Source organism: Thioclava sp. JM3 (genome assembly GCF_002213185.1).
Classification (GTDB): domain Bacteria; phylum Pseudomonadota; class Alphaproteobacteria; order Rhodobacterales; family Rhodobacteraceae; genus Thioclava; species Thioclava nitratireducens.
Genome location: NZ_NBOB01000019.1, coordinates 1 through 24632 on the forward strand (window position 1 = coordinate 1; position 24632 = coordinate 24632).

22 protein-coding genes and 4 pseudogenes are annotated in these 24632 nt (G+C 58.6%); 14 read left to right on the forward strand and 12 right to left on the reverse strand.

All coding sequences use genetic code 11. The annotated features are described in order from the left end of the window. Positions 1–75: 75 nt before the first annotated feature. Positions 76–552, reverse strand: a pseudogene (locus B6V73_RS19575) (integrase); the annotation flags it as partial. A 238-nt stretch (positions 553–790) separates the two neighbouring features. On the opposite strand from B6V73_RS19575, the gene B6V73_RS19580 reads away from it, so the two are divergent. The 3 genes from B6V73_RS19580 to B6V73_RS19590 all read left to right on the forward strand — a co-directional run bounded on the left by B6V73_RS19580 (position 791) and on the right by B6V73_RS19590 (position 4152). Next, positions 791–1675, forward strand: coding sequence for a DUF1403 family protein (locus B6V73_RS19580; protein ID WP_088726216.1), 885 nt, complete (start codon positions 791–793; stop codon positions 1673–1675). Positions 1676–1677: 2 nt separating this feature from the next. Then, positions 1678–2265 carry an SMC-Scp complex subunit ScpB gene (locus tag B6V73_RS19585; protein WP_088726217.1) on the forward strand — a complete coding sequence of 196 codons (588 nt, stop codon included), beginning with the start codon at positions 1678–1680 and terminating at the stop codon, positions 2263–2265. A gap of 570 nt (positions 2266–2835) precedes the next feature. Further along, the gene (locus tag B6V73_RS19590) at positions 2836–4152 is read left to right on the forward strand and encodes an APC family permease (RefSeq protein ID WP_078602530.1); all 1317 of its coding nucleotides are present in this window, start codon (positions 2836–2838) and stop codon (positions 4150–4152) included. 200 nt (positions 4153–4352) lie between these two features. Here the strand turns inward: B6V73_RS19590 and B6V73_RS21235 are convergent. The 3 genes and pseudogenes from B6V73_RS21235 to B6V73_RS21025 form a co-directional block, all read right to left on the reverse strand. Next, positions 4353–4578, reverse strand: a pseudogene (locus B6V73_RS21235) (hypothetical protein); the annotation flags it as partial. A gap of 676 nt (positions 4579–5254) precedes the next feature. Continuing rightward, entirely contained in the window at positions 5255–5413 is a 159-nt protein-coding gene (locus B6V73_RS21020; protein ID WP_206185619.1) for a hypothetical protein, read from the reverse strand. 110 nt (positions 5414–5523) lie between these two features. Further along, complete coding sequence (locus tag B6V73_RS21025) at positions 5524–5850, reverse strand: transposase (RefSeq protein ID WP_206185620.1); 327 nt, start codon at positions 5848–5850, stop codon at positions 5524–5526. 717 nt (positions 5851–6567) lie between these two features. Here B6V73_RS21025 and B6V73_RS21240 point away from each other — a divergent pair. The 9 genes and pseudogenes from B6V73_RS21240 to B6V73_RS19645 all read left to right on the forward strand — a co-directional run. Continuing rightward, positions 6568–6738, forward strand: a pseudogene (locus B6V73_RS21240) (ISL3 family transposase); the annotation flags it as partial. Continuing rightward, positions 6686–7009, forward strand: a complete 324-nt coding sequence (locus B6V73_RS19610; RefSeq protein WP_088726219.1) for a hypothetical protein — start codon at positions 6686–6688, stop codon at positions 7007–7009. The pseudogene B6V73_RS21240 and the gene B6V73_RS19610, both read left to right, overlap by 53 nt. A 171-nt stretch (positions 7010–7180) precedes the next feature. Next, entirely contained in the window at positions 7181–7492 is a 312-nt protein-coding gene (locus B6V73_RS19615; protein WP_088726220.1) for a hypothetical protein, read from the forward strand. A 91-nt stretch (positions 7493–7583) separates the two neighbouring features. After that, positions 7584–8765 carry a YncE family protein gene (locus tag B6V73_RS19620; protein WP_240504198.1) on the forward strand — a complete coding sequence of 394 codons (1182 nt, stop codon included), beginning with the start codon at positions 7584–7586 and terminating at the stop codon, positions 8763–8765. 32 nt (positions 8766–8797) lie between these two features. After that, complete coding sequence (locus B6V73_RS19625; RefSeq protein ID WP_088726222.1) at positions 8798–10183, forward strand: MBL fold metallo-hydrolase; 1386 nt, start codon at positions 8798–8800, stop codon at positions 10181–10183. Next, a complete protein-coding gene (locus tag B6V73_RS19630; protein WP_206185621.1) occupies positions 10180–11694 on the forward strand; it encodes a thymidine phosphorylase family protein in 1515 nt (504 codons plus the stop codon). Before B6V73_RS19625 ends, B6V73_RS19630 begins: the two co-directional genes overlap by 4 nt. Then, positions 11694–12608, forward strand: coding sequence for a ribose-phosphate diphosphokinase (locus B6V73_RS19635; protein ID WP_088726223.1), 915 nt, complete (start codon positions 11694–11696; stop codon positions 12606–12608). The genes B6V73_RS19630 and B6V73_RS19635 overlap by 1 nt, the downstream gene beginning before the upstream one ends. A 41-nt stretch (positions 12609–12649) precedes the next feature. Beyond that, positions 12650–15010 carry a copper-translocating P-type ATPase gene (locus B6V73_RS19640; protein ID WP_088726224.1) on the forward strand — a complete coding sequence of 787 codons (2361 nt, stop codon included), beginning with the start codon at positions 12650–12652 and terminating at the stop codon, positions 15008–15010. A 120-nt stretch (positions 15011–15130) separates the two neighbouring features. Beyond that, entirely contained in the window at positions 15131–15613 is a 483-nt protein-coding gene (locus B6V73_RS19645) for a cytochrome c (protein WP_088726225.1), read from the forward strand. A 57-nt stretch (positions 15614–15670) separates the two neighbouring features. Here B6V73_RS19645 and lgt read toward each other — a convergent pair whose 3' ends face one another. The 8 genes from lgt to B6V73_RS19685 form a co-directional block, all read right to left on the reverse strand. After that, complete coding sequence (gene lgt, locus B6V73_RS19650) at positions 15671–16576, reverse strand: prolipoprotein diacylglyceryl transferase (protein ID WP_088726226.1); 906 nt, start codon at positions 16574–16576, stop codon at positions 15671–15673. Between the two features lie 97 nt (positions 16577–16673). Then, positions 16674–17837 carry a c-type cytochrome biogenesis protein CcmI gene (gene ccmI, locus B6V73_RS19655; protein ID WP_088726227.1) on the reverse strand — a complete coding sequence of 388 codons (1164 nt, stop codon included), beginning with the start codon at positions 17835–17837 and terminating at the stop codon, positions 16674–16676. Next, positions 17834–18304 carry a cytochrome c-type biogenesis protein gene (locus tag B6V73_RS19660; RefSeq protein ID WP_088726228.1) on the reverse strand — a complete coding sequence of 157 codons (471 nt, stop codon included), beginning with the start codon at positions 18302–18304 and terminating at the stop codon, positions 17834–17836. Before B6V73_RS19660 ends, ccmI begins: the two co-directional genes overlap by 4 nt. A gap of 1 nt (position 18305) precedes the next feature. Continuing rightward, positions 18306–18866, reverse strand: a complete 561-nt coding sequence (locus B6V73_RS19665) for a DsbE family thiol:disulfide interchange protein (protein ID WP_088726229.1) — start codon at positions 18864–18866, stop codon at positions 18306–18308. 3 nt (positions 18867–18869) lie between these two features. Beyond that, the gene (locus B6V73_RS19670; RefSeq protein ID WP_088726230.1) at positions 18870–20870 is read right to left on the reverse strand and encodes a heme lyase CcmF/NrfE family subunit; all 2001 of its coding nucleotides are present in this window, start codon (positions 20868–20870) and stop codon (positions 18870–18872) included. A 47-nt stretch (positions 20871–20917) separates the two neighbouring features. After that, positions 20918–21238 carry a hypothetical protein gene (locus tag B6V73_RS21030; protein ID WP_240504199.1) on the reverse strand — a complete coding sequence of 107 codons (321 nt, stop codon included), beginning with the start codon at positions 21236–21238 and terminating at the stop codon, positions 20918–20920. A gap of 1 nt (position 21239) precedes the next feature. Beyond that, positions 21240–22625 carry an ATP-binding protein gene (locus B6V73_RS19680; RefSeq protein ID WP_206185622.1) on the reverse strand — a complete coding sequence of 462 codons (1386 nt, stop codon included), beginning with the start codon at positions 22623–22625 and terminating at the stop codon, positions 21240–21242. Further along, positions 22622–23344, reverse strand: a complete 723-nt coding sequence (locus B6V73_RS19685) for a response regulator (RefSeq protein WP_088726231.1) — start codon at positions 23342–23344, stop codon at positions 22622–22624. Before B6V73_RS19685 ends, B6V73_RS19680 begins: the two co-directional genes overlap by 4 nt. Between B6V73_RS19685 and B6V73_RS21245 the strand changes: the two genes are divergently transcribed. Both B6V73_RS21245 and B6V73_RS19695 read left to right on the forward strand, forming a co-directional pair. Next, positions 23306–24136, forward strand: coding sequence for a hypothetical protein (locus tag B6V73_RS21245; protein WP_240504200.1), 831 nt, complete (start codon positions 23306–23308; stop codon positions 24134–24136). The two genes, B6V73_RS19685 and B6V73_RS21245, sit on opposite strands and share 39 nt — an antisense overlap. A gap of 89 nt (positions 24137–24225) precedes the next feature. Further along, positions 24226–24608, forward strand: a pseudogene (locus tag B6V73_RS19695) (DUF302 domain-containing protein). Positions 24609–24632 lie beyond the last annotated feature (24 nt).

The following is a 24632-nucleotide window of genomic DNA, read 5'->3' on the forward strand; positions in this document are numbered from 1 at the left end:
GCCGCCGTTCTCGACGGTCGGCTAACCGGCGCGTACCAAAGAGCAGCCGCATAACCCCCAAGTTTTGCCCACTCCCAAATCGTGGGGCAGGGTGGCCGCCATTGCGAGGATCTCCTCGGGGGCGATCGCTTCTTTCTGTTTCGGCGGGCGCGCATGACGGCGGCGGATGCCGGCGAGCACCGTTGCGATATGCCGGTTGCGCCGATCAATGGTGAAGCCGCGCTGCGCCGCGTTCCAGGTGAGGCCCGAGAGCCGCCGCTCGATCGTCGGCACGGAGAGGCTTGCCGTGTTGTCAGCTGGCGCGGCGAGGTCCGCAAGATAGAGCCCGATCATCTCTGAAGATGGCGGCAAGGGCTCCGCTCCCTTCATCCGGCACCACCGCGCGAAATGCGCCCAATCGGCGGCGTAGGCAGCAAGCGTATTGTCCGCCGCCGATTGCTGTGCGTAGCCGCGCGCGGTCTCCACGATACGATCGAGCGCGTCGGAACCTGCGACATTTGCGGGAAGGGCAGGGGCCGTATGATGCACGTCGTGGTCGGGGCTGTCGCTCATCGGGTGGGCTCCTGAGGGTAGGGTGCGGACGGCTGTCAACTGGCAGGACGTTGGTCGCCCGTGGGACGCCGCCGGAGCCCGTTGACCTGGCTTTTCCCCTGCAAATGTCTCGAGATATGAGCTTAGCCGCATTTTGTCCGATAATGCAAGATTATTGGACATAAAAGGCAACAACAAAGCGGGGCGGTTTTGGTGCAATTTTCTGGAGAAAAGCGCCGCGGCGGGGTAGGCTCAGAACATGACATCGCTGATGCTCGACATCTCTGACGCTTACGAAACTCTACCGCACCTGCCGGCTTGGGTCACGCGGGGGCATGGCGAAACCCCTGAAGATGTGGCGTTTTTGTCGGGTGCCGCGTTGAGCCATCTGCATCTGGTATTGAAGCGCGACGCCGCACCCCATGAATTGTTGCGCGAACGTCTTGCTTTACGCGCGGCGGAACTCCGCGTGACCCATTCGGGCCGCCCCGAGCGTGCGCCGGACCTACGAGACGCGGTAAACCTTTTGCGCGACGGTGATCTGCCAGGACCGGCGGGCGAGGTCTATCTAGCATGGCGGTGCGCGGTGGAGCGGCCGACCTCGGTCGCGTCGCTTCAACGTGCGCTGCCGGATCACGCGCCGGAGGCGCTCGAACGTTGGCTGGCGGTGGGGCAGGGGGCTCCGGTCGCGCGGGCGGCGGACGTTCTCGAGGCGGTTCTTGCCGAGGCGCCGCGGGCGCAACTCGCAGCGCTGATCCTCGCCGACGCCGCCTTGTCGCAGGCGCTTGGTTGGAACCATCTGGTGCCGCTGCTTTCGACGGGCCTCAAACGCGCCGAGCTGCGCCTGACCGGGACGGAGCTGCACCTCGCCTGCCACCGCGCGCTGCATACGGCGGCCATCGAGGCGGACCGGCTGTTAACAGACCTTACTCGCCGAACCGCCCGGCTGCGTGCGGTGGCGCCGAAGCTGCGCGCAAAAGGGGCGGCGGAGGCGGTGGCGTTATTCCTCTCCCGGGACGCCGTTGCCCCTGCGGCCCTGCCGCTGCCCGATCGCGCCGCGCGGAGGCTTTGCGACCGGCTCGTCCAACTCGGCGCGATCCGCGAGCTGACCGGGCGCGACACCTTCCGCCTCTATGGTGTGTGAACATGGCGAAGGACCGGACACCGCTGGACCGAGAGCTTGAGGACCTTCCGCCCGAGTTGCGCTGGCGCGAATGGATGCTGCGAATCGAGGCGGTGCTCTTTGCCTCCGCAACGCCGGTGCCGCGCGAAGATCTTGCGCGGGTGGTAGGGCAGGGGGCTTCGGTCGAGTTGTTGCTTGCGGATCTCGCTGCCGATCTGGAGGGGCGCGCTTTCGAGGTGGCGCGTGTGGCCGATGGCTGGATGCTGCGCACCCGACCGGCCTATGCACCCGCAATCCGGGCGGCAGCGGATGTCGGGGACCAGCTTTTCGATTTGAGCGAATTCGACATCGCCGTGCTTGCCGCCATCGCCTACCACCAGCCGATCACCCGCGACGGGCTCAAGGATATTTTCGGCAAGGAGATCAGCCGCGACCTCACGGGCCGTCTGCATGCGCGCGGCCTGATTGCGACCGGCCCCCGCGCCCCGCAACGTGGCGCGCCGTTTACCTTCGTTACCACCGACCGGTTCCTCGCGGCCTTCGATCTGGAGACACTTGTAGATTTGCCGGAGCGGGAGCACCTCCACGATGCCGGGCTGGGTTCTGCGTAGTGAGAGGCGTGTGACGGTCGTTTAGTACAGCTTCTAACAGGCGTCGCGTGGCAGATCTAATGGGCATTCGGTGACAGCAGTGATAAGCATCCTGTGAGATAGATGATGCCGGAATATTTCCCAACGAACGCGAGGGCTGTGTTCGCAGTTACTTGACTGTCGATGCGCCGCTCGTCACACGCTTTTTTGCAGTACCACAGTGGCTTGGGCTCGGACGCTGGATGGCAAGGCATTTCCCGCGATTAACACTGCTTTCGAGGCGGTGGGGCCTAACATCGGGCCTACGAGAACACGGATTGCGGCGGTTGCGTTCGATAGCGATGGCAAAGAGATTGCGTCGCACTTTTTTAGGGTGGCGATCAGGCCGATTTGACGGCCACTATGATATTGCTGACAGTTGAAGCATTATATTCCGGCGATGCTCGGCAGAAATCGGGCACTTTCATCGTTGACCACCTCGATCTTGCGCAAGTGCTGAGAGGACTGCGTAGGTATTTTCCTGACGCGGAGACGATTCACACGAACACTTGGCGAAGGCCGAACTAAGAGACGAAAGTGACAAGACACGTTATGAACCACGACCACGACAGCAACGGATACAAGAAGAATTCCATCACGTTGGCCGGCGCGGTTGCGATGGGGACCGGTGTCATGATCGGCGCGGGAATTTTCGCGCTGACCGGACAGATCGCCGAGTTGGCAGGGCCGCTCTTTCCAATTGCCTTCATCATCGGAGCGATCGTGACCGGGTTCAGTTCCTACAGCTACATCAAGATGTCCAACGCCTGGCCGTCGGCAGGGGGTATCGGGATGATCCTGCAAAAATGCTATGGACCGGGAGCGGTTGCGGCGGGGGCGGCGCTTTTGATGGCGCTCAGCATGGTGATCGCCGAAAGCCTCGTCGCCAGGACCTTTGCCACCTACCTCCTACGCGCCTTCGATATCGAGGGCGGGCCGCTTGTGCCCATCCTTGCCGTCGGGGTGATCCTTTTTGCCTTCTTCATGAACATTGCGGGCAACCGGTCGATCGGGCTGTTTTCGATGATCATGGCCGCAGTCAAGATCGGTGGCATAGCGCTGTTCGGGATCGCCGCCCTGTGGTCGAGCGGCTTCGGCTTCGCCGCGGCATCGCAGGACTCGGTCGATTTTGGCCCGATGGGGTTCATTGGCTCGGTCGCTCTGGCCATTCTCGCGTTCAAGGGGTTCACGACAATCACCAACAGTGGCGCCGAGATCACCAACCCGAACCGCAACGTGGGGCGCGCGATCGTGATTTCGATTGCGCTCTGTGTTGTTGTCTATCTGCTGGTGGCCTTCGGCGTTGGATCCAGCCTGACTATCGACGAGATCATCGCCGCAAAGGACTATTCGTTGGCCGAGGCGGCGGAACCGGCATTGGGCCAGGTCGGCTTTCTGCTGACGGTCCTGCTGGCCGTGGTGGCGACGGCGTCGGCCGTGCTGGCCAGCGTCTTTGCCGTCTCGCGGATGCTGGCCATGCTCACGGATATGAAGATGATCCCGCATAGCCATTTCGGCATGTCCGGTCCCATCCAGCGGCATACGCTGGTCTATACGGTGGTCATCGCGTCCTTCCTTGCCATCTTCTTCGATCTGAGCCGCATCGCCTCTCTCGGCGCGTTCTTCTACCTTATCATGGATATGGTTGTGCATTGGGGTGTCTGGCGCTTCCGTAGGGCGGACATCGGCGCCTCTAGCGTCGTCGTTCTCGCAGCGCTCGGGTTCGATGCGATTGTTCTGGTCGCCTTCACCGCTATGAAACTGCGAAGCGATCCCGCAATTGCTATCTTCGCCATAGTCGCAATCCTGATAGTCTTCGTTCTTGAAAAGATATATTTGCGTGCTTGGATCGCAGCGGCTGCAGATTGACACCTGAGATCCCGCACAAAAACAGAGGCCCCAACTGATGATTTCATTTGCGCGAAACGCCTAGTGGTTCCGGCATGTTTTGATCATCATCTTCGCAGCGGTCGCAAATGCGCTGGTTCTGTACAGTCGTTGACTTCGCGGCCCGAAAGCTCGATGTCCCAAACAGACTACCTCGAAATCTCCCCCGCCAACACCGCTCGTCAGTGCACTGCCAACTTCGCTGAACTTGCGGATTACATCCAGTACTCGCGCTTCGTAGGCAGCGTGACCGATCAAGCGACACAGGTCGGACGCGTGGAACTGGCGGTTCGCAGTCGGGGCGGCTTGCATCTGTCTCAGTAATTCACGCTCGTTGGGGGCTGCTACCCGTTTCTGTGATGGTTTCACCTTGGCACGAGGCGGAGTCCACGGCGAATTCCGCCATCGGTGTCAATCGGCCCTTTAATTGCGGTTCTGCGTCGAGCCTGCTTTTCTGTCCGTGCCGGGGGCATGGTCTTTTTCGAGGTCATGGCCTCATGTTGATGTTCGGGTCGGGTGTCTTCAACGTATGCTACGCAGGTGCCTTGCTGGCCTGCAGCCGATTGAACGAGGTCACCGCAACCACCGTCCCGGCGGGACATCACAGTGTTGGTGTCAGACCTGTAATCTCGGGGTCGGGTCAAGCGTCGGTGATGCAGGCAGCTCTTTCCCCCATTCAAAGACTGTCCCGTCGACTCAGATGCAGTGGAGGATCACAGCCGACTTCCGGGCGACAGCGACCTGCGCCTTCTTCATTTCGTTACGCTTGGCAAGGCGCAGTCCCCATGCTTTCAGTGCGCACCATCTCTTAGTCCGGTGTAGCAGGACACTGGCCGCCTCGAACAGATATGTTCGTAGCAGACGGTCTCCCCATCGCGAGACGCGGCCGTTGGTGTCGGTTTGGTCTGATTGCTTGCGGCGAGTAGTCAGGCCGAGGTAGGCTCCGACCGTCGCCGCGCTTCGGAAACGCGAGGGGCCTTCAATCGTATGGCGGAACGTAAGCGCCGTCACCACGCCGATGCCTGGAGCCGTCATAAGCCGTCGGGTAGTTTCGTCTTCCCGTGCGAGCTGGCGGACCCTCCGATCAAGCTTTCTCCAATTCGCCACACACATTCGCATGGACGGAGATCAGCGGCAGCAGCACTGGCCAAAGGATATGTCCTTCGCCCGATAGTTCCTCCACCCGGCGCCGGAATAGCCCGCCGATCGCCCGTGGAAAGATCTGGCCGCCCTCCTTCAGCATGGCGCGCACTTGGTTCTCGAGATCCTGCCGGATTTGCACCAGGCGTGAGCGAGTATCAGAAGAAATCTGGCATGCTGGCTGGCCTCGCTCTTTACCGCGACCTCTCGATATCAGCCGATCTGGACCAGTTCAGCGAGAGCGCGAGCGTCATTCTCGTCGCTCTTGTTCATCCGCACCGAGAGCGCAGCATGGTCGTGGCGGGCGTCGATACAAACCACCGGTAGACCGATCCGCCGGAGCTCGTGCCACAGCCAGCTTGACATGGCACCGGTCTCAAAGCCGACGCGTTCGGCACGCGGCGCCTTCTTCCTCAACAGTCCTGCCAAGGCGCCGAGGTCGGAGGCCACGCGACCTTGATAGGTAGGCCGGCCGATCTCATCCATGACACAGACGGAAGTCTCCCTCTGCGATACATCCAGTCCAACATACTGTTTCATTGCAGTCTCCTCGATTGGCGTTTGATCTCGTCTATCGTGGCGATGCCGCTGCTCATGGGAAGTGTCGGCAGCAATTACTTCATCGTACGCAATCTTGGCTCTGGCGCACATTGTGTGATTTTTGACGGCTCCACTCCTATATTTGGCGCAGATGCTGAAGGGGATGATCATCATGACAGGGCGTTTCGACACAAAGCTGTTGCCTGAAGGGCTTCGCGCCACCGGATACAGCGTGGACGGCGCGATCCTCGCGATTGACGCAGAGCTTATGAACGCGGAAGTAATCTGTCCGGGCTGCGGACAGCGGTCTTCCCGTCGGCATGGACGTTATGTCCGGCACCTTTTGGTTTTTCCAGCGCACGGTCGCGCCGTTCAGGTGCGTTTTTCGGTGCAACGGTTCCGCTGTGTTGCGTCGCAATGTTCCATCACGACTTTCACCGAGAAAGTCCCGGATTGCCTTGCGTGTCGTCATGGTCGTCGGACCGGGCGATTTCAGGACCTCGTCGCTTACCTCGGCCGCGCGGTGGGCGGTCGACCTCTGGTCGGCACCACCTCTCGAAGGCCGACAGCATATGCGTCGCACAGATCGAACATGCTTTGCCGCAACTGGCGCAGGGCCGTCTGCTCCTCGACGCCTTCACCTCCATGATCCGCAATGGCGATGAGAGCGGGCTGGCAGCTTGGTTGGATCAAGCAAAGACGTCCGGACTGGCAGCCTTTGCGCGCGGACTCTCCGCCGATCTGGACGCGGTTGCGGCGGCGCTGCGCAAGCCTTGATCCAACGGTTAGGCAGAGGACCAGATCAACAGGCTGAAGATGTTGAAACGGCAGATGTATGGCGCCGCAGGTATCGACCTTCTTCTGGCGCGCCCTCAACATTCTGCATGACCGCGCCACAGAAATTGAGTCGGACCCAAAATTGCATGCCTGTTCATACCCAGATGATGCGATCACCCGTTTTTGTGAGGCCAACAACCGTTACGGCATTCCATTCAACGCGGTTTATGAGTCGTCTGCTCCCGAAGGAATTATCCTGTCTGAAATTTTGTCGACTCAGGATGTTCTTGCTGCTTTGCACGCGGCGCGTCCGGGGGCCGCTCAAGCAACGCTCATCGAGGACGATGTGAAGGTTTCAGATTTGGAAACACTTTGGAGATAAGTGCCGACTGAGTAATTTCGCCTAAGCTGCGCATCAAGGACGCCGAGTCAGGCAGCATTTAACGCCCTGATTTAGATCAACCACACCATCTGGATCGCGTGTTATTATTACTTAGAAGGGACTCAAATCATGCGATCAAGGCCACATATCGATGTCAGGGGAGTGTCGCGTTTGCGCGTCAGCTTCGTCCTGATATTGATCGGAGCCTTGTTTTTCGGTCTCATTGCGGATGGTTTGCATGCGCATGAGGGCGAGCTTGCCGGGTTAGAGACGCAGATTGTTCAGGTCTCCGACGCAAATTCCTCCGTCCACGTTATTCTGGACGCAGATTGCGGAATTCATCCCGGTTGCGCCGCTGCTCTGATCCCTGACGGGCTTGTCAGCGCAGTAGTTTCGAACCGTGGCACGCGAATGGTAATGTCGTGGCGGCAATCGGCGTCTTTCGCCGATGACGAATTCATACACGTCCCCATTCTCTTCTGAGCATTCCAGTCAGCGAGGAAGCGAAGCGCCTCCCTTTCGGCTTTTACGCCAATCGTGACGCTTAGGTATTTTTGACAGGCTCGTAGTCTGGATGTCCGGATTCTGCCTGACCGCGCTCCTCACTTCATTCGCCCCTATCAACCGTGGATCCGCCGGTTTTCTGCCCTCGCTACGGCCACCGCATGATCTCGACCACATAAAGGTTCCAAAAATGAACATGTCGCCCCGCATCGCCTATACGCTCGCCACTTTGTTCGTGTCAGCACCAGCTTTGGCCGCTCCGCCTACAGTCTTCATTCCAGAGGGCAGCGCCAATTCAGTCCTAATGGTTCAGGCGGAGACTGGAAAAGTCCTGCGTCGGATCAATGATGTCGAGGCGGTCCACGGTCTCGCAGGCGCACCCGGCGTGTCGTATCTGGTCGCCGGCAGCTATTCGGAGATCCCGCGCGAGGATGTCGCGTCGCTGGAAAAGCCCTCCACTGTGTCTGCAGACGATCACGCCGCGCACCACGCACCAAAGGCCGTGCCAATGGGGCCACCGGATGCCGGGATCAGTCTTCTCTCGATTCTGGAGGCAAAAAATGGCGATATCCTGCGTCGGATAGAGGTGCCGGGTGCCGTACATCATACGGCAGTTTCCCCTGATGGACGCTTTGCCGTTGCGACCCATCCGACCGGTGATGGAATATCGGTGATTGACCTGGCGAGTTTCGGCATGACGGCATTTGTCCCGACTGGATCGATGCCGAACTATGCAGCGTTTGGAACTGATCCCAATCTCGTCTACGTCTCCAACACCGGTAACGGAACGATCAGCGAAGTAGATCTGTCGCGGGGTATCGTTCGTCGCAACTTGATTGCAGGTGATACCCCGGAACATATGGCAGTTTCGCCCGAAACTGATCGGCTTTATGTCGCAGACGCGGGCGCGGGCCAAGTTCTGGAATTGTCGTTGAGCAACGGTGACAAACTGCGGAACTTCGATATCGGCGGCGAGATTCATGGGCTGGGGTTGTCCAATGACGGTGCAACGTTGTTCGTCGCGGGCAGAGAAGAGGGCAAACTCGCCTCAGTCTCCCTTGCTACTGGGGAGGTGCACACCGCCCCGCTTGCCCCCGAACCCTACCACCTGACTGTAATTCCGGACTCCGACGTCCTCTATGTCTCAAGCCGTGCAGAGCCGAAAGTGTGGATTGTCGATGCCGCCACGCTGCGAGCGCGCGGCACCGTTTCCGTCGAAGGAGAAGGACATCAGATGGTGGCGCTACCCTAAAGGCAGCTGAAGGGAATGAAAGGAACACGATCATGGCACGGGACATTCGACCTACACTCCGTTTTCTCGGTGCAGCGGGAACAGTAACAGGCTCGCGCTATCTGCTTGAATTCGGGGAGCGCCACATTCTGATCGACTGCGGCTTATTTCAAGGTTTCAAGACACTGCGAGATCGTAACCGCAAACCGTTTCCAGTGCGGCCGTCGACGATCGACACTGTACTTCTAACCCATGCGCATCTCGATCACTCAGGCTACTTGCCCGCACTGATCCGCGGGGGGTATCGAGGCAAGATATTGTGCGCGGAAGCGACGGCGGAGTTGTGTGGGCTGATCCTGCCCGACAGCGGGCACATCCAAGAGGAGGAAGCGCGATTTGCGCAAAAGCACGGGTTCTCTAAGCACAAGAACCCGACGCCCCTTTACACGGTAGCCGATGCGGAAACGGCTTTGACACGGATGCATGCGGTTCCTTTCGGAGAAGAGATCGACCTTGGTGACGGTATCCGGGCGGAATTCATTCCGGCCGGGCACCTTCTCGGCGCAGCACAAATTCGTATCTCCCTACCGGGCATGAGGATTCTGTTCAGTGGTGACCTGGGTCGACAGAACGATGCGCTGATGCGCCCGCCACAACCATTCACCGGCGCAGACGTTTTGGTCTGTGAATCGACATATGGTAATCGCCATCACTCGGACATCGATGCGGAAGAGGAACTTCAGCCAATCCTGAAGCGGGTTCTTGAGCGCGGTGGAACGGTTCTCATTCCGTCCTTCGCGGTCGGGCGCGCGCAAGGGCTCATGTATCACATCGCGCGCCTGCAAAACCGCGGTGACATCCCGTATGTGCCGGTCTATCTCAACTCGCCTATGGCGATCGACGCGACCGAAATCTACCACGGCCACCACGAAGAACATCACGTTGCCTGGGAGGATTGCCTTGCGATGTTCAAGATCGCCAAACGGGTTACTTCGGTCGAGGAGTCGAAGAGACTGAACACGCAGCATGGTCCGATGATCATCATTTCGGCGAGCGGCATGTTGACCGGTGGGCGGATCCTTCATCACCTCGCCAGCTTTGGCGGCGACCCGCGAAATGCGATTCTGCTGTCGGGCTTTCAGGCGGGCGGCACCCGCGGGGCTGCGCTGGCCGCCGGCGCGGACAGCCTGCGCATGTTCGGGCGCGATTTCCCGATCAGGGCTGAGGTGATCCAGCTCGAAGCCTTTTCCGGCCATGCCGACGCCGAAGAGTTGCTGGCCTGGATGCGCGCGTCGGATCGCGCGCCGCGCATTACCTATGTGACTCACGGCGAACCCTCGGCCTCGGATCGGCTGCGTTGGCGGATCGAACATGAACTGGGCTGGCCTGCCCGGGCCCCCGAACACCTCGAAACGATCCGGCTGGACAATCCGAAATGACAAAAATCGACAATACGCTCGCCCTGTCCCGCGCGGGGATCGACACTTACCGGCAACCCGTTGTCTTCATGCGCGAAGACTGCCACGTCTGCCGCGCCGAAGGCTTCGCAGCCCTGACCCGGATCGAGGTGACGCTCGGCAACAAATCAGTGATAGCGACGCTGAACGTGCTCACAGATGGCGACTGGCTTCCTGACGATACCGCCGCCCTGTCGGAAGAAGCTTGGGTAGCTCTAATGCCTGCGCCGGGTGATCGCGCCAGCTTCACGCATCCCGAGCCGCCCGATTCTCTCTCTGCGATCCGAGCCAAGGTATATGGGGATACCCTTGAGCGGGACCGGTTCGACACGATCATTCGTGATGTCCTTGATCATCGCCTGTCCGATCTCGACCTTGCTGCATTCATCACGGCCTGCTCGGGCGACCGGCTTACCATTGCGGAAACCATCGCGCTGACCCGCTCCATGCAGGCGGCGGGCGAGACGCTGGATTGGGGTGGCGCCGAGATCTACGACAAGCATTGTGTCGGGGGGCTTCCCGGAAACCGGACCACGCCGATCGTCGTTTCGATCATCGCGGCGGCGGGGCTGATGATCCCCAAGACCTCTTCTCGCGCGATAACCTCACCAGCCGGCACAGCCGACACGATGGAGGTCATGGCACCTGTTTCACTCGACATCCCCGCGCTGAGACGCGTCGTCGAGGCCGAGGGCGGGTGCATCGTCTGGGGGGGCAATCTCGCGCTCAGTCCCGCAGATGATGTTCTGATCCGGATTGAACGGCCACTCGATTTCGACAGCGACGGTCAGCTGGTGGCGAGCGTCTTGTCGAAGAAGGCGGCAGTCGGTGCGAAACGGGTGCTGATCGACGTACCCGTCGGACCAACGGCCAAGGTCCGCTCGGCGGAAACCGCCGCCGCGCTGGCAGAGCGGCTCCGCGCCGTTGGCGAGGCCATCGGCCTGACGCTCTCGATCCATCAAAGCGACGGAATTGCACCTGTCGGACGTGGAATTGGACCCGCGCTGGAAGCCCAAGATGTCCTTGCCGTGCTACGCCGCGACGAAAACTCCTCTGTCGACCTGCGCGACCGTGCACTCGACATTGCCGGGGCGCTGCTGGACCTTGCTCCCGAGACGGGCGGCGCGGGCGGGCGAACGGTGGCGGCACAGCTGCTCGTCAGCGGTGCCGCCGAGGCGAAGTTCATGGCGATCTGCGATGCGCAAGGCGGTTTCACTGAGCCTGGTGAGGCGCGTTATCATGCGGTGATCACCTCCCGCAAGGCGGGGCGCCTCATCGCGATTGACAATCGCCGCATTGCGCGCACGGCGAAACTCGCCGGCGCACCGCGGCAGCATCTCGCAGGGCTACGCCTGCTGGTCCAGATCGGCGACCATATCGAATTTGGCAAGCCGCTGTTCGAGATCCACGCCGAAACGCTGGGAGAACTGGAATACGCCCGCTCCTATGCTGAGGCGCAATTGGGACTTTGCACGATTGAGGAGGCAAACTGATGACCATTATCGCCCCCTTTCCCGGCATGGAGCCATTGGCGCGCAGTATGGCGGCGACGTCCGGTGCCGAAATCCAGCCGGTGGACGCGCACCATTTTCCCGATGGTGAAACCCTCGTGACGCTCGGCGGCGATCCTTCGGGACGCGAAATCGCCTTCCTGGCCACGTTACGCGATCCTGATCGGCTGGCGTTGCCTCTGCGTTTCGCAGCCCTGACGGCGCACGAACTCGGGGCTGAATGCGTCGGGCTGGTCGCGCCTTATCTTGGCTATATGCGGCAGGACAAGCGGTTTCATCCACGCGAAGCCGTGAGCGCACCGATCTTCGCGAGATTTATTGATGAATGCTTCGACTGGGTGATGACCGCTGACCCCCATCTGCATCGCAACCCGAGCCTTTCAGCGCTGTTCCGCATTCCCGCATATCGTGTCGCCACAGCCCCTCTGCTGGCCGACTGGATTGCGGCGAACGTTCCAGAGGCCGTGCTCCTTGGGCCTGACAGCGAAAGCCAGCAATGGGTGGCTGAAGTCGCCAGGCTCGCCGGACGCCCCTACGAAGTGCTGACAAAACATCGCTCCGGGGATCGGCAGGTCGAGATCAGCCTGCCGGACAGCGCCGCTTTCCGACAGGGGACACCCGTGATCCTCGACGATATTGCCTCGTCGGGACATACGCTGATCCAGACGCTTGAACGACTTGGGCAGGCCGGTGCCCGACCTGCGACTTGCGTAATTATCCACGCGGTTTTCGCACACGGCGCAGAGGAAGCAATCCGCCATGCCGGTGCCGCGCGGATCGTCAGTACCGATACAATACCACACTCAACGAACGCAGTCTGCGTCGGCGAGCTGTTAGCAACAGAAATGAAAGTTGCTCAATGCGCCACTTTACCTTCCAGTTACTGGAAGAATTAGATTTGAGGCAATGAGCTAGAAATACGGGAGAGGAGCTCCAATTGAACAACCATAACGAGCATGCCAACGGATCTGACGATCAAGTTCCTTCTGGCTACGCGGGCGCGGTCTTCACCTGCCCAATGCACCCCGAGGTACGTCGCGCCGAACCGGGAGATTGCCCGAAATGCCAGATGCATCTGGTGCCTGAGGGCGAGCCCTCGCAACACCACGCCCACCATCAGCACACGGGCGACGCGGTGGAGCCAAACCACCTGGACTCGGTTCCCAACGACTACACTGGCCCGGTTTATACCTGTCCGATGCACCCTCAGGTGCGCCAGACGCATCCTGGGTCTTGTCCGATCTGCGGTATGGGGCTGGAACTGGAATCGGCCGCCATGGAAGCGGAAGGCCCGAACCCGGAGCTTGTGGATTTCACCCGTCGTTTCTGGGTGGGGGCCATTTTGACTGTACCGCTCCTTGTGCTGACCATGGGGCCCTATCTTGGCCTGAGCGGGGTGCGTGAGATGTTCGGAGAACGCGTCACCCTCTGGGTCGAACTCGCGCTCGGGACACCGGTTGTTTTCTGGTCCGGCTGGCCTTTCCTTATTCGTGGCTGGAACTCGTTCCGTACAAGGAACCTCAATATGTTCAGTCTCATTGCCATGGGTGTGAGCGCCGCATGGCTGTTCAGCATCATCGCCGTTCTGGCACCGGGCATATTCCCCGATGGGTTCAGGGATGCCGAAGGGCATGTCGGCGTCTATTTCGAGGCGGCAGCCGTGATCGTTACGCTGGTCCTTGTGGGACAGGTGATGGAGCTGCGCGCTCGCGAAGGCACCGGCAAGGCGATCCGTGCTCTTCTGGATATGGCTGCCAAGACGGCACGTATTATCCGCGACGACGGAAGCGAAGAAGAGGTTCCATTGGAACAGGTCCAGGTCGGCGACCGACTGCGTGTGCGACCCGGTGACAAGGTGCCGGTCGATGGTATGGTCGTCGAAGGCAGATCCTCAGTTGACGAAAGCATGATCACGGGCGAGCCGGTACCGGTAGAAAAGGTCGGAGGAAACCCTGTAACGGGCGCCACGATCAACGGAACCGGCAGCCTGATCATGGAGGCGACGCGCGTCGGCGCCGACACGATGCTGAGCCAGATCGTCGAGATGGTGGCAAATGCTCAGCGGTCTCGCGCGCCGATCCAGAAATACGCCGACAAGGTCTCCGGATATTTCGTGCCCGCGGTCATTGGCATCGCCGTGCTGGCCTTCATTGGCTGGGCCATTTGGGGCCCGGCCCCGGCCCTTTCCTATGCTCTTATTGCGGCCGTTGCCGTTCTCATCATCGCTTGTCCCTGTGCCCTCGGCCTTGCGACACCAATGTCTATCATGACGGCAACGGGGCGCGGCGCGCAGGCGGGTGTCCTGATCAGGAATGCAGAGGCACTGGAACGGTTCGAGAAGGTCGATACCCTGATCGTCGACAAGACCGGCACGCTGACCGAAGGCAAGCCGAAACTTGTCGGCGTCTACCCTGAACCGGGTCACGATGAAGCCGAGGTGCTTCGGCTTGCCGCATCGCTGGAACGCGGCTCAGAGCATCCTCTCGCGGAAGCCATCGTACGTGGTGCTGAAGAGCGTGGCGTCGATCTGGCAAAGGCCGACGCCTTCGAGGCGGTAACCGGCAAGGGCGTCAAAGGCACGGTGGACGGACGGGTGGTGGCGCTCGGCAACGTGAAACTCCTGTCTGATCTCGGACTTGATGCAGCAGAGCTTCGGGACAAGGCGGATACCCGTCGGGATAATGGCGAAACGGTTATGTTTGTCGTCGTCGAGAATTACGTTGCCGGTCTTGTCAGCGTCGCGGACCCGGTAAAGGCGACCACCCCAGCCGCCCTGAAGGAACTGCACGCACTTGGGTTCCGGATCATTATGGCGACCGGAGACAATGAGCGTACCGCTAAGGCCGTCGCGTCCAGTCTTGGCATCGACGAGATTCGCGCCGATGTGATGCCGGAAGACAAAGCGAAGATCATCAAGGAACTTCAGGCTAAGGGGCACAAGGTTGCCATGGCTGGCGACGGTGTCAACGATGCACCTGCCCTAGCTCAGGCCGATGTCGGGATTGCCATGGGCACCGGTGCCGATGTGGCTATTGAGAGCGCGGGATTCACGCTTGTCAAAGGGAACCTCGACGGGATCGTGCGTGCGCGCAAACTTGCTCGCGCGACCATGCGGAACATACGCCAGAACCTGTTCTTTGCTCTGATCTACAACACTGCGGGCGTGCCCGTCGCTGCGGGGATCTTGTTCCCATTCCTCGGGATCTTGATCAGTCCGATGTTTGCGGCGTTTGCCATGAGCGCTTCCTCAATCTCGGTCGTCCTAAACTCCCTCCGGCTGCGGCGTGCACAGATTTGAGGGGCATCAAGAACGATTGCGAGGTCCATCAGACCGTTCACTAAACAGAAAGGGTGCAATTCGTCGCCCGAGAAGGGGCAACAGCATTGAAACAATTACCTGCAAACCGAGGAGACCAAAATGACCTATATTTCCAGACAGATGATCTTAGCCATTGCTGTGGTGTGGGCGCTGCCAGTCGGCGCCCAAGACAGCGGGCATATGACTGACAATGGGGCGATGAGCCAGATGATGAGCTCCGGACTGTTCCTGCCAGACATGGATGCAGCCAAGGGGCGTGCACTGTTCGCCTCGAAAGGCTGTGTCGTTTGTCATTCTATCAACGGGGTCGGAGGCGAGGATGCCCCCGCCCTTGATGCAGCGTATATGGACCTGCCAATGAACCCGTTTGAATTTGCCGCCCGAATGTGGCGCGGCGCGCCGGCGATGGTCGCTGCCCAAGAGGATGAGCTCGGCAGGCAAATTGAATTCACCGGTCAGGAGCTTGCCGATATCATCGCCTTCGTTCACGATTCGGAAGAACAGAAGGCATTCTCTGCCGACGACATCCCCGAAAAGATTGAAGAAATGATGCGCCAAATGGGAGAAGAGGATCACGACTGAAGCGTCAGGGGATATCGTAGCAGAAAGAGGCAATGCGTCGAAAGTTTCATCTGCGCCCTAAGATACCGATCCTATGCCGGACCGCTTCTGCGCGAGCCAAAGTAATCCAAATCCCGCGGCTACCATCGGCAAGGAAAGGAATTGCCCCATCGTAAGGCCCCAGTCACCAAACTGCACAAAATACCCAATCGGATTGTTCATGTCTGCGAATTGTGCGTCGGGCTGACGAAACAACTCTACAAAACTTCTCGCAAAACCATATCCGGTCAGGAAGAGCCCGCAAATTGCCCCTGGTGTCCGAAGCCATCCGCGCCGCCACGCAAAGAATAGGAGAGCAAAGCCAAGCAACAGGCCTTCCAAAAGGGCTTCGTACAGTTGCGAAGGATGCCGTGCGCAAATGTCGGTTATTCCGGGGCATGATTGCGCTGCGTCACCGGGAAATATGACGGCCCAGGGCATGGCCGATGGGCGGCCCCATAGTTCATTGTTTATGAAATTTGCGATCCGGCCCAAGAACAATCCCGGGGGTGTTGCCAGAGAGAGAAGGTCAGCCATACTCAGGAGCGGAACGCGCTGACGAATGCCATAAACAAGCGCTGCAATGGTTACGCCAGCAAACCCGCCATGAAATGACATGCCCCCTTGCCAGACCTTTAGAATTTCTATCGGATTGGCAAGATAGAACTCGCGCTCATAGAACATCACGAACCCTAACCGCCCGCCAATGATCACCCCGATGATGATCCAGGTCAAGAGATCCTCGATTTGGCGCGGTGTAAGCGCGGCGCCCGATGCAGGCCACAGAGCGGCGCGTTTGACCGTGGCAACACAAATTCTCCAGCCGACGAGAAGGCCGATGATATAGGCCAACGCATACCAGCGGAGCGTCAACGTAAACGTGCCGATCTCAATCGAAAATATATCCGGCCCGATATTTGGGAACGGAAGTGCGGACAAAGGCATGGACATTCTTTCTAGTCATTCGGGTGAGGCCGGATCGTGCTCATAAGCCGTTCGTGCTCTCACATGGATTGTTCATCGTGAGTGAAGCTGCCGCGGGCTATTGGCCCGACTTGAGTTCTTCCAAGGACTGCGAAATGCCGCTTTGGCGCGGGTCCTCGGAGGAAATGGGCGCCAATAGCTCTTTGGCTCGGGTGTACGCGTTCAAGGCGAGGTCAGTTTCGCCGAGCACCCTGTAGGCCCTGCCAAGACGCATCCATCCATCGATATCGTCTGGTTCAGACTCAAGGCGTGTTGCCAAACGTTCCACCATGGATCGGATAAATGCATCTCGATCGACATCATCCATCTGGCTGGCCGCTTCGACATCTGCAGCAGTGGGGCCGGGCGAATTGCCTGACATTATTGGAGCATAATCGGACAAACTGATAGGCGCTCGGCCCAGTGCCGCACCTATCCGGTTTGCTTCCGCGACAAATGTTTCCATCCAGGGTGCGAACCCATCCACTTCGTCCAATCGCGTGAGAAGACGATTGTAGGCCTGCTCATTCGCACCCGCTTGCGCAAGCCCGACAGCATCGTAAAAAGTTCCAGCAGGATTGGTCGGATCGAGCTCAAGTGCTCTTGCAATGGCCCGCTTCGCTTGGGGTGTCACGATCCCCTGTTCGGAAACGATGAGAGCTTCCGCATAGATCGAAAACACAGCAGAATCGGCATTCATGGATTGTGTTGCACGCTCGTAGGCCGATGCGGCATCCGAAGCGCGGCCCAATTTCATGAAGGTCTGCCCAAGGAGCATCCAGCCCTCTAAGGCGCCACCTTCAGGATCCGCCTGCAACCGTTGCAATAGTTTCTGCGCCAACGCTTCGATTTCACGATTTTGCGCGACCTCTGCCTGGCGATCCTCGAAAGCGATGCTGGATAGGTTTGGCGCTCCAGCAAAACTGTAATACCCCGCCGCGAACAGCGGCACAAAGACCGCAGCAGCCATGAGTATGACCCTGCCGCCGCCGTTGGATTCCCCGGTGTTTTTTACTCTCCCCACGGAGAGAACCCGCCGCTTGATTTCCTGTCGCGCCGCATGCGCCTCTGCGACTGAAAGCAGGCCGCGTTCAGCATCCCGATCGACTTCAGACAACTGGTCCTTCAAAACTGCGAGAGTCCTGTCTTCGGCCGAACCTTGCACCAAGGCGGGCTTCCACGCCGAAACCGCAACAAAACCTGATGCAATCAAGGCGAGGGCTGCGATCCCAATCCATATCATCTGTGGTCCTCTTCGCTGGATGAAGTGAAAATGCGTGCGACCTCGGCCTCCTCGTCATCGCTCAGGTCTGCAGTTTTTTTCCGTTTTCGAGAGCCCATCAGGATGCCGCCACCGATCCCCAGAGCCAAGAGCCCAAGGAGTGGGGGAGTAAACCAGAGAGCGTAAGTCTCAGGTTTAAGCGGAGGCTTCAGTAGAACGTAATCGCCGTATCTCGCTTGGATAAAAGCAATTGCATCTTCGTTCGTGTCACCCGCAACCAATCGTTCCCGGACCAAAAGTCGTAGGTCGCGCGCCACGCCGGCCTTCGAGCTGTCAATATCCTGATTTTGGCAAACTACGCAGCGAAGCTGCTTGGAAACCTCCCGTGCCCGAGCCTCGAGGATTGGATCGGAGAGGATTTCGTCGGGCTCAACAGCCTGCGCAGACATTGGCATGATGAGTGCCAACACCAAGAAAAAACTACGCATGTCAGCCCCTCCCCTCTAACACACCCGCTTGTCGGAGAGCCTCGCGAAAGGTTGATACAGCCTCTTCACCGACGATCGGGCCGACGTATCGGTAGAGCACCGTTCCATCGCCTCCGACAATGAATGTCTCGGGCACACCTGAAATCCCCCACTCGATCCCGGCACGACCTGAAAGATCCGAGCCAATACGTTCATACGGGTTCCCGAGATTTCGAAGCCAATTGACCGCGTCTGCGGGTTGATCCTTGTAGTTGATCCCGAATAAACGCACGCCATCGCGCTCAACCAAAGCGCTCAGAACCGCGTGTTCGGCACGACAGGGAACGCACCAGGAAGCGAAGACATTGACGACGACTGGCGTTGGGTTTCCGAGGAGGTTTTCCCGAGACAGTCCCTGTACATCAAGACCCGGCACCGGTCCGAGAATGAACGAGGGAGCCGGCTGAGAAATGAGAACCGAAGGAATCTCGTTTGGGTCACGATTGGGATTCAGGCCCCACAAGAAAAACCCGCCGACAATCACTGCCAGTACCAAGGGAATAATCGCTACAGCTCGTTTCATTGCTCACTCCGCTGCGACCGGTTTCGTGGATCGTGCCTTGGGGCTTTGGGGTGCCCCGACCCGGAAGCGGCGATCGGACAAGGACAGACTGCCGCCTATGACAAGCATGGCCGCACCCAACCAAAGCAAGCCGACGAATGGCTCATAGAGAATACGCAGCGTCCAAGCACCGCTCTCTTCGGCTTCGTCCAGAGAGGGTTCCGTGATCGAAGCGTATAGGTCGCCCGCCAGGGTTGAGCGTATCGCCGATTCTGTTGTCGTACTTTGTGCGACCGGATAGCTGCGCCGTTCAGGTTTGAGAACCGTCACGAAAGAGCCGCCCCTTTCGACGCGCAGTGTTCCCTGATCCGCAATATAGTTCGGGCCACGAACGCGCTGCACACCTTCAAATGTGACATCAAATCCCGCAATGTTGACACTCGTGCCGGGCTCTACAAATGCGATCTCTTCAGATTTCCAAACCGAAGAGCCAATCATCCCGATCATCAAGACCGCAACTCCCGCATGAGCGAGCGTCATGCCATGCGCCGCGCGCGGCAAATTGCGGGCACGCCGGATGCTCTCCTGGAGCGGAACCTCGAACAATCGAACCCGCAGCGCCCATTCACGTAAGGAAGCAAAAAACAACCAAAGCGCTATGAGGATCGAAAGATATGCCAACACGGGCCCGCCTTTGGCGAAATACCAAATTGCTAGCGTTGCCAGCACCGCCAGCACCACCACGAAGCGGACACGTTGAAGCACTCCGACCAGATCGGCTCGTTTCCACGACAGAAGCGGCCCGAAACCCATGACAAAAACTAAGGGGAGCATCATTGGTACGAACGCGCCATTGAAGAACGGCGGACCGACGGAAATCTTGTCACCAGAAATGGCTTCGAGAAACAGCGGATAGAGCGTACCGAACAGAACCGTGCCAGTCGCTGTAGCCAGGATCAGGTTGTTTAGCAACAGCCCTGCCTCTCGACTAATTGGCTTAAACAACCCGCCACCTTCCATCATTGGCGCCCGCCACGCATAGAGTGCAAGTGAGCCACCAATTGAAATCGCAAGCAGGCCAAGAATGTATAGGCCTCGCTCCGGATCCACGGCAAAGGCGTGCACAGAGGTCAGCAAGCCAGACCGAACCACAAATGTGCCGAGGAGTGACAGCGAAAACGTCAAGATCGCAAGTAGGATTGTCCAGCTTTTGAACGCGTCACGCTTTTCAGTGACAATCGCCGAATGGAGAAGTGCTGTCCCGAGAAGCCAGGGCATAAAACTGACATTTTCAACCGGGTCCCAGAACCACCATCCGCCCCAACCAAGTTCGTAATATGCCCACCACGATCCCAGAGCTATCCCCGCGGTCAGGCTGATCCACGCGGCCAGTGTCCAGGGTCGAACCCATCTTGCCCAGGCTGTGTCGATCCGTCCCTCGATCAAGGCTGCGGCTGCAAACGAAAAGACGATCGAGAAACCGACATATCCAAAATACAGCAGAGGCGGGTGCATCGCGAGACCGATATCCTGAAGCAGAGGATTGAGGTCAGCGCCATCAAGCGGCGGAGGAAAGACGCGCTCGAACGGGTTGGATGTGAAGAGAAGGAAGGACAGGAACCCGACGCTGATCCATGCCTGCATTGCCAAAGTTCGCGCTCGAAGTGTTTCCGGTAGGTTTGAGCCGAAAGCAGCAACCGCAGCACCGAAGATGGTCAGAATGAAGACCCAGAGCAGCAACGATCCTTCATGACTTCCCCAAGTCGCCGCGACTTTGAAGATCATTGGTTTCAGCGAATGCGAATTGTTCGCGACGTTCAAAACAGTGAAATCAGAAACAACAAAAGCGCGCATCAAGGCGGCAAAGGCAAGTCCGACGAAGACGACCTGCCCAAAAGCAGTCGACCGGGCCGAACGCATCCAGAGAAGATTGCCCCGGGCCGCGCCGAAAAGAGGAATAGTCGATTGGACGAGGGCCAACGCCAATGCGAGGGCCAGCACAAAATGGCCGAGTTCCGGGGTCATAGGAGCCTCATGATCTTTGGCAGTGGGATCGACTGGTGATCAGTTTCTCAGTCGTCTAGAGCGGCTCTGCGCTTGCGATACTCTTCTTCATCAATCTCATCGCGCGCGAAGCGATCCCTGAGAATGCCATGCGCGCTCGTCCCGGAGGCACGGCCCTTTTCGCTGAACCAGCGAACGGCGAAGAATATCAGCGCAATAATCGCGCCCCAGAACACGATCATCATCAGCCCTCCCAACATTCCAAATCCACCGCCCCACATGTGGCCGTAATAATCTCCGCCGGGGGCCGCCATGGCGGCCGTCGCGAACAGCGTGAATGCTGCGGTTGTGTTGGTAAGTCTAAGCATGTCGGTTTCCTTTTCTGTCATTTCATGTTTCAGCAACTGGCAATCGAATTGTCGCGATAAGCCCCCCGTCCGGGTGGTTCGCCAGACTGATCTCCCCACCCTGCGCGCGAAGAATGGACCTTGCGATCGACAGGCCCAGCCCATGCCCGCCGGTTTCCAGAGATCGGCTTTCTTCAAGCCTGAAGAATGGGTCAAATACGCGTTCCAATTCTGCGGTTGGAATTCCCGGCCCTCTGTCAGTGACGGAAATTTCAATTTCCCCATCGGCTGATATCCAGCCCAGAGTTGCGGACCCGCCGTAGCGCACCGCGTTCTCGATCACGTTTCGCAATGCGCGTCGAATGGTATTGGGGCGCAATCGAACCGTGACTTCGGGGCCGTCAGAGAGCACAAACGGTACGACCATATCCCCCCGCAGAGCTTCCAGGAACGATTGCAAGTCAACATCCTGCATTGGTTCGTTCCCTGAGAGACCTTTCGCGAAGGTAAGGGTTGCTTCCACCATCGACTGCATTTCTTCGACGGTTGCGACGAGACTCTCTCGGGTTTCGTCTTCCTCTACCATTTCTGAATGTACTCTCATTGCGGTGAGCGGAGATCGAAGATCATGTCCAAGGGCCGCCAGAACCCTCGTTCGGTCGGCAACGAACCGTGTCAGCCTGTCCTGCATGCGGTTGAAACCAGCGGTCAGCTCCCGAACCTCCTGGGGTCCCCGTTCTGGCAACGCGTCTATGTCTTCTCCACGCCCCAATCGTTCCGACGCCTTGGTCAATCGCCGCAGAGGGCCCAGCAGTCCGGCCATGACAAACCAGCTCACTGCGACCAACAGTGCCATTGCCGTCAGACCAAATGTCAGCACGGAATAAAGCGGCCACTGGATCGGCGGACGCTCAAAGCGCGTGCTTACGTTCAACCACTTGCCACCGGCGATCGAAATTGAAAGGTTCATCTCGATTGCGGACAGTTCACCTCGCATCATGGCCAAGTGCATCTCGGTCATTTCGTGCGACAGGTTCGGTAGCGGCAGGATCGCGCCTTTGATCTGGTGAAGCTCCACACGAATGTCGCGACTGTAGCTGTCGTTCAGGAGTGCGCGGACGCGGGTTTCAACCAACCCGCCATCCGAATGGTCGCTATGTTGCACAAGCGGCTTCGTCCCGAGGTCAAAGCGAACAAGGGGCGAGTTCGCCGCGCGGATAATTGATGGGCGCAGGTCAGCGGGTGCCTCTTCAATCAAGCGCGCAACATTCGCCGCTCGTCCAGCTGCCTCAAACCCGAGAGCAGCCCGTATGGCGAGGCTTCGTTCATCGGCAAAGAGCCACAGGCTGACAAACTGTGCGACCCCCAACGCGATAATGATGAGAAGAACGAGTTGGACCCGGAGAGATCGTAGGAGCCGCCAGATCATTCGGACACCTTGACGTCGACCGACAGGCAGTAGCCGCCGCTTCTGATCGTCTTGATAATACGTGGACGGAGAATGTCGGGCTCGAGCTTTCGCCGAAGGCGGGAAATCTGGTTGTCAATTTTCCTGTCCAACGGACCTGCGGAAATGCCCTGAGAAAGATCTAGCAACTGATCGCGGCTCAACACCATCCGAGGGCGCTCCAGAAGGGCCGTCAGCAGTTTGAATTCTGCGACCGTAAGAGCGGTCTCTTGTCCCGCGTCGTCGAGAAGCACCTGCCGGTCTACATCCAAGGTAAGGTGTGCGAAGCGGACTTTGCGGCCGCTCAGAGCTCCAGTGAAGGCCTTTTTGTGCTCGCTTCTTCGCAGGACGGCTTTGATCCTCGCAAGGAGTTCGCGTGGATTAAACGGCTTGGGAAGATAATCGTCCGCACCGATCTCCAAACCGACAATACGGTCCGCATCTTCACCGAGCGCGGTCAACATGATGATCGGCAGTCGTCCTTCGCTTGACAGGCGCTGGCAAACGGAAAGGCCATCCTCGCCAGGCATCATGATATCTAGGACCAGTAGGTCGAAGCTGCCGACAGCCAGCTTCGCGTCCATCTCCGCCGCATCCTTGGCAGCGGTTGCTCGCATGCCATTCTTTTCCAGATAGCGGGTTACACTTTTCCGGATCTGTTCATGGTCATCCACGACGAGAATATGTGGCGCATGTTGCATGGGGTCTTTCTAAAGCATTGGAAATCAGACGGTCAGGTTCCGTTTTGTCGCCAATTGTATCAGCCCCTGTCCATTGCGACGGACGGATACAAATCCACGGGTGTAAGTCCTTACATTCAAATGTTTGATGCCAAGTTGTATGAGGTCAAAAGAAGGAAAGGCTTCAACATGTCCTACTCAACAAAAGTTTCTACCGGTCTTCTCGTTGCCGTTCTCACAGCTGGTGCTGCGCTCGCCGATGACAGCCATCACCAAGCTGGGGGCGGTGAAAGCGTCTCTCCCAATGTACTTGCTCAACAGATGGCAGGGACGGGCGGGCCCGGAATGATGATGGGTGGCGGCATGATGGAACCCAGTCACATGGCCGAGCATCTTCAGATGATGCACGGCATGATGCGCATGATGATGCAAATGCATTCGGGCATGATGAGCGGAAACGGCATCACGATGGGAGCAAATACAACCGGTCAAGGTATGTTCCCGATGATGGGGGGCAACATGATGTCAATGTTCGATATGGATGGAAACGGCGCGGTGTCTTCCGAAGAGGCGCATGAGGGCCTTCAGTCGATGCTTTGGGACTATGACGTCGATGGTAACGGCGCGCTGTCGATTGACGAATTCGCGTCGCTTCACGCCAAGGCGATGCGCGAGACCATGGTCGATCGTTTCCAGATGCTTGATGCTGATGGAGACGGCCAGATTTCTCAAGGCGAAATGGTCGCCCCTGCCGACAACATGGCACAGGGTATGGCCGCAAATCCCGGAATGATGACGGACCAAGACAACTGAACCCCGTCGTTCAGAAATTCCCCATTCAGGTAAGCCCGTCAACGGTTCGGTGCTTTGGGTTTGCCTGAACAAGATCAAGAGGGCTCAAAATGAGATATACTTACAATAGATATCTGCCCAATACGGCGATTGATGATGCGGAGATACGCCTGCGCGAAGCCCTGAAAGAAAAAAGAGATTTGGAGTGCTGACCGAAATCGACGTCCAGGCAACAATGAAGAAAAAGATTGACCGCGACATGGAGGGATACCGCATTCTGGGTGCGTGCAACCCTCATATGGCATGGGAGGCCATTGGGCTGGAGCCCCGTATAGGATCAATGCTGCCTTGCAATGTGATTTTGCGGACGGTCGAAAACGGCACTGAAATCAGCGCTGTTGATCCCGTGGCTTCGATGGCCGCTGTCGAGAATAAGAAGCGTAAGCGGTGTCTGAGCGGCACGTTGTCTACGCCGGCGCGGACTGCGAGGTGATACCCATCTCAAGATGGGAGTGCG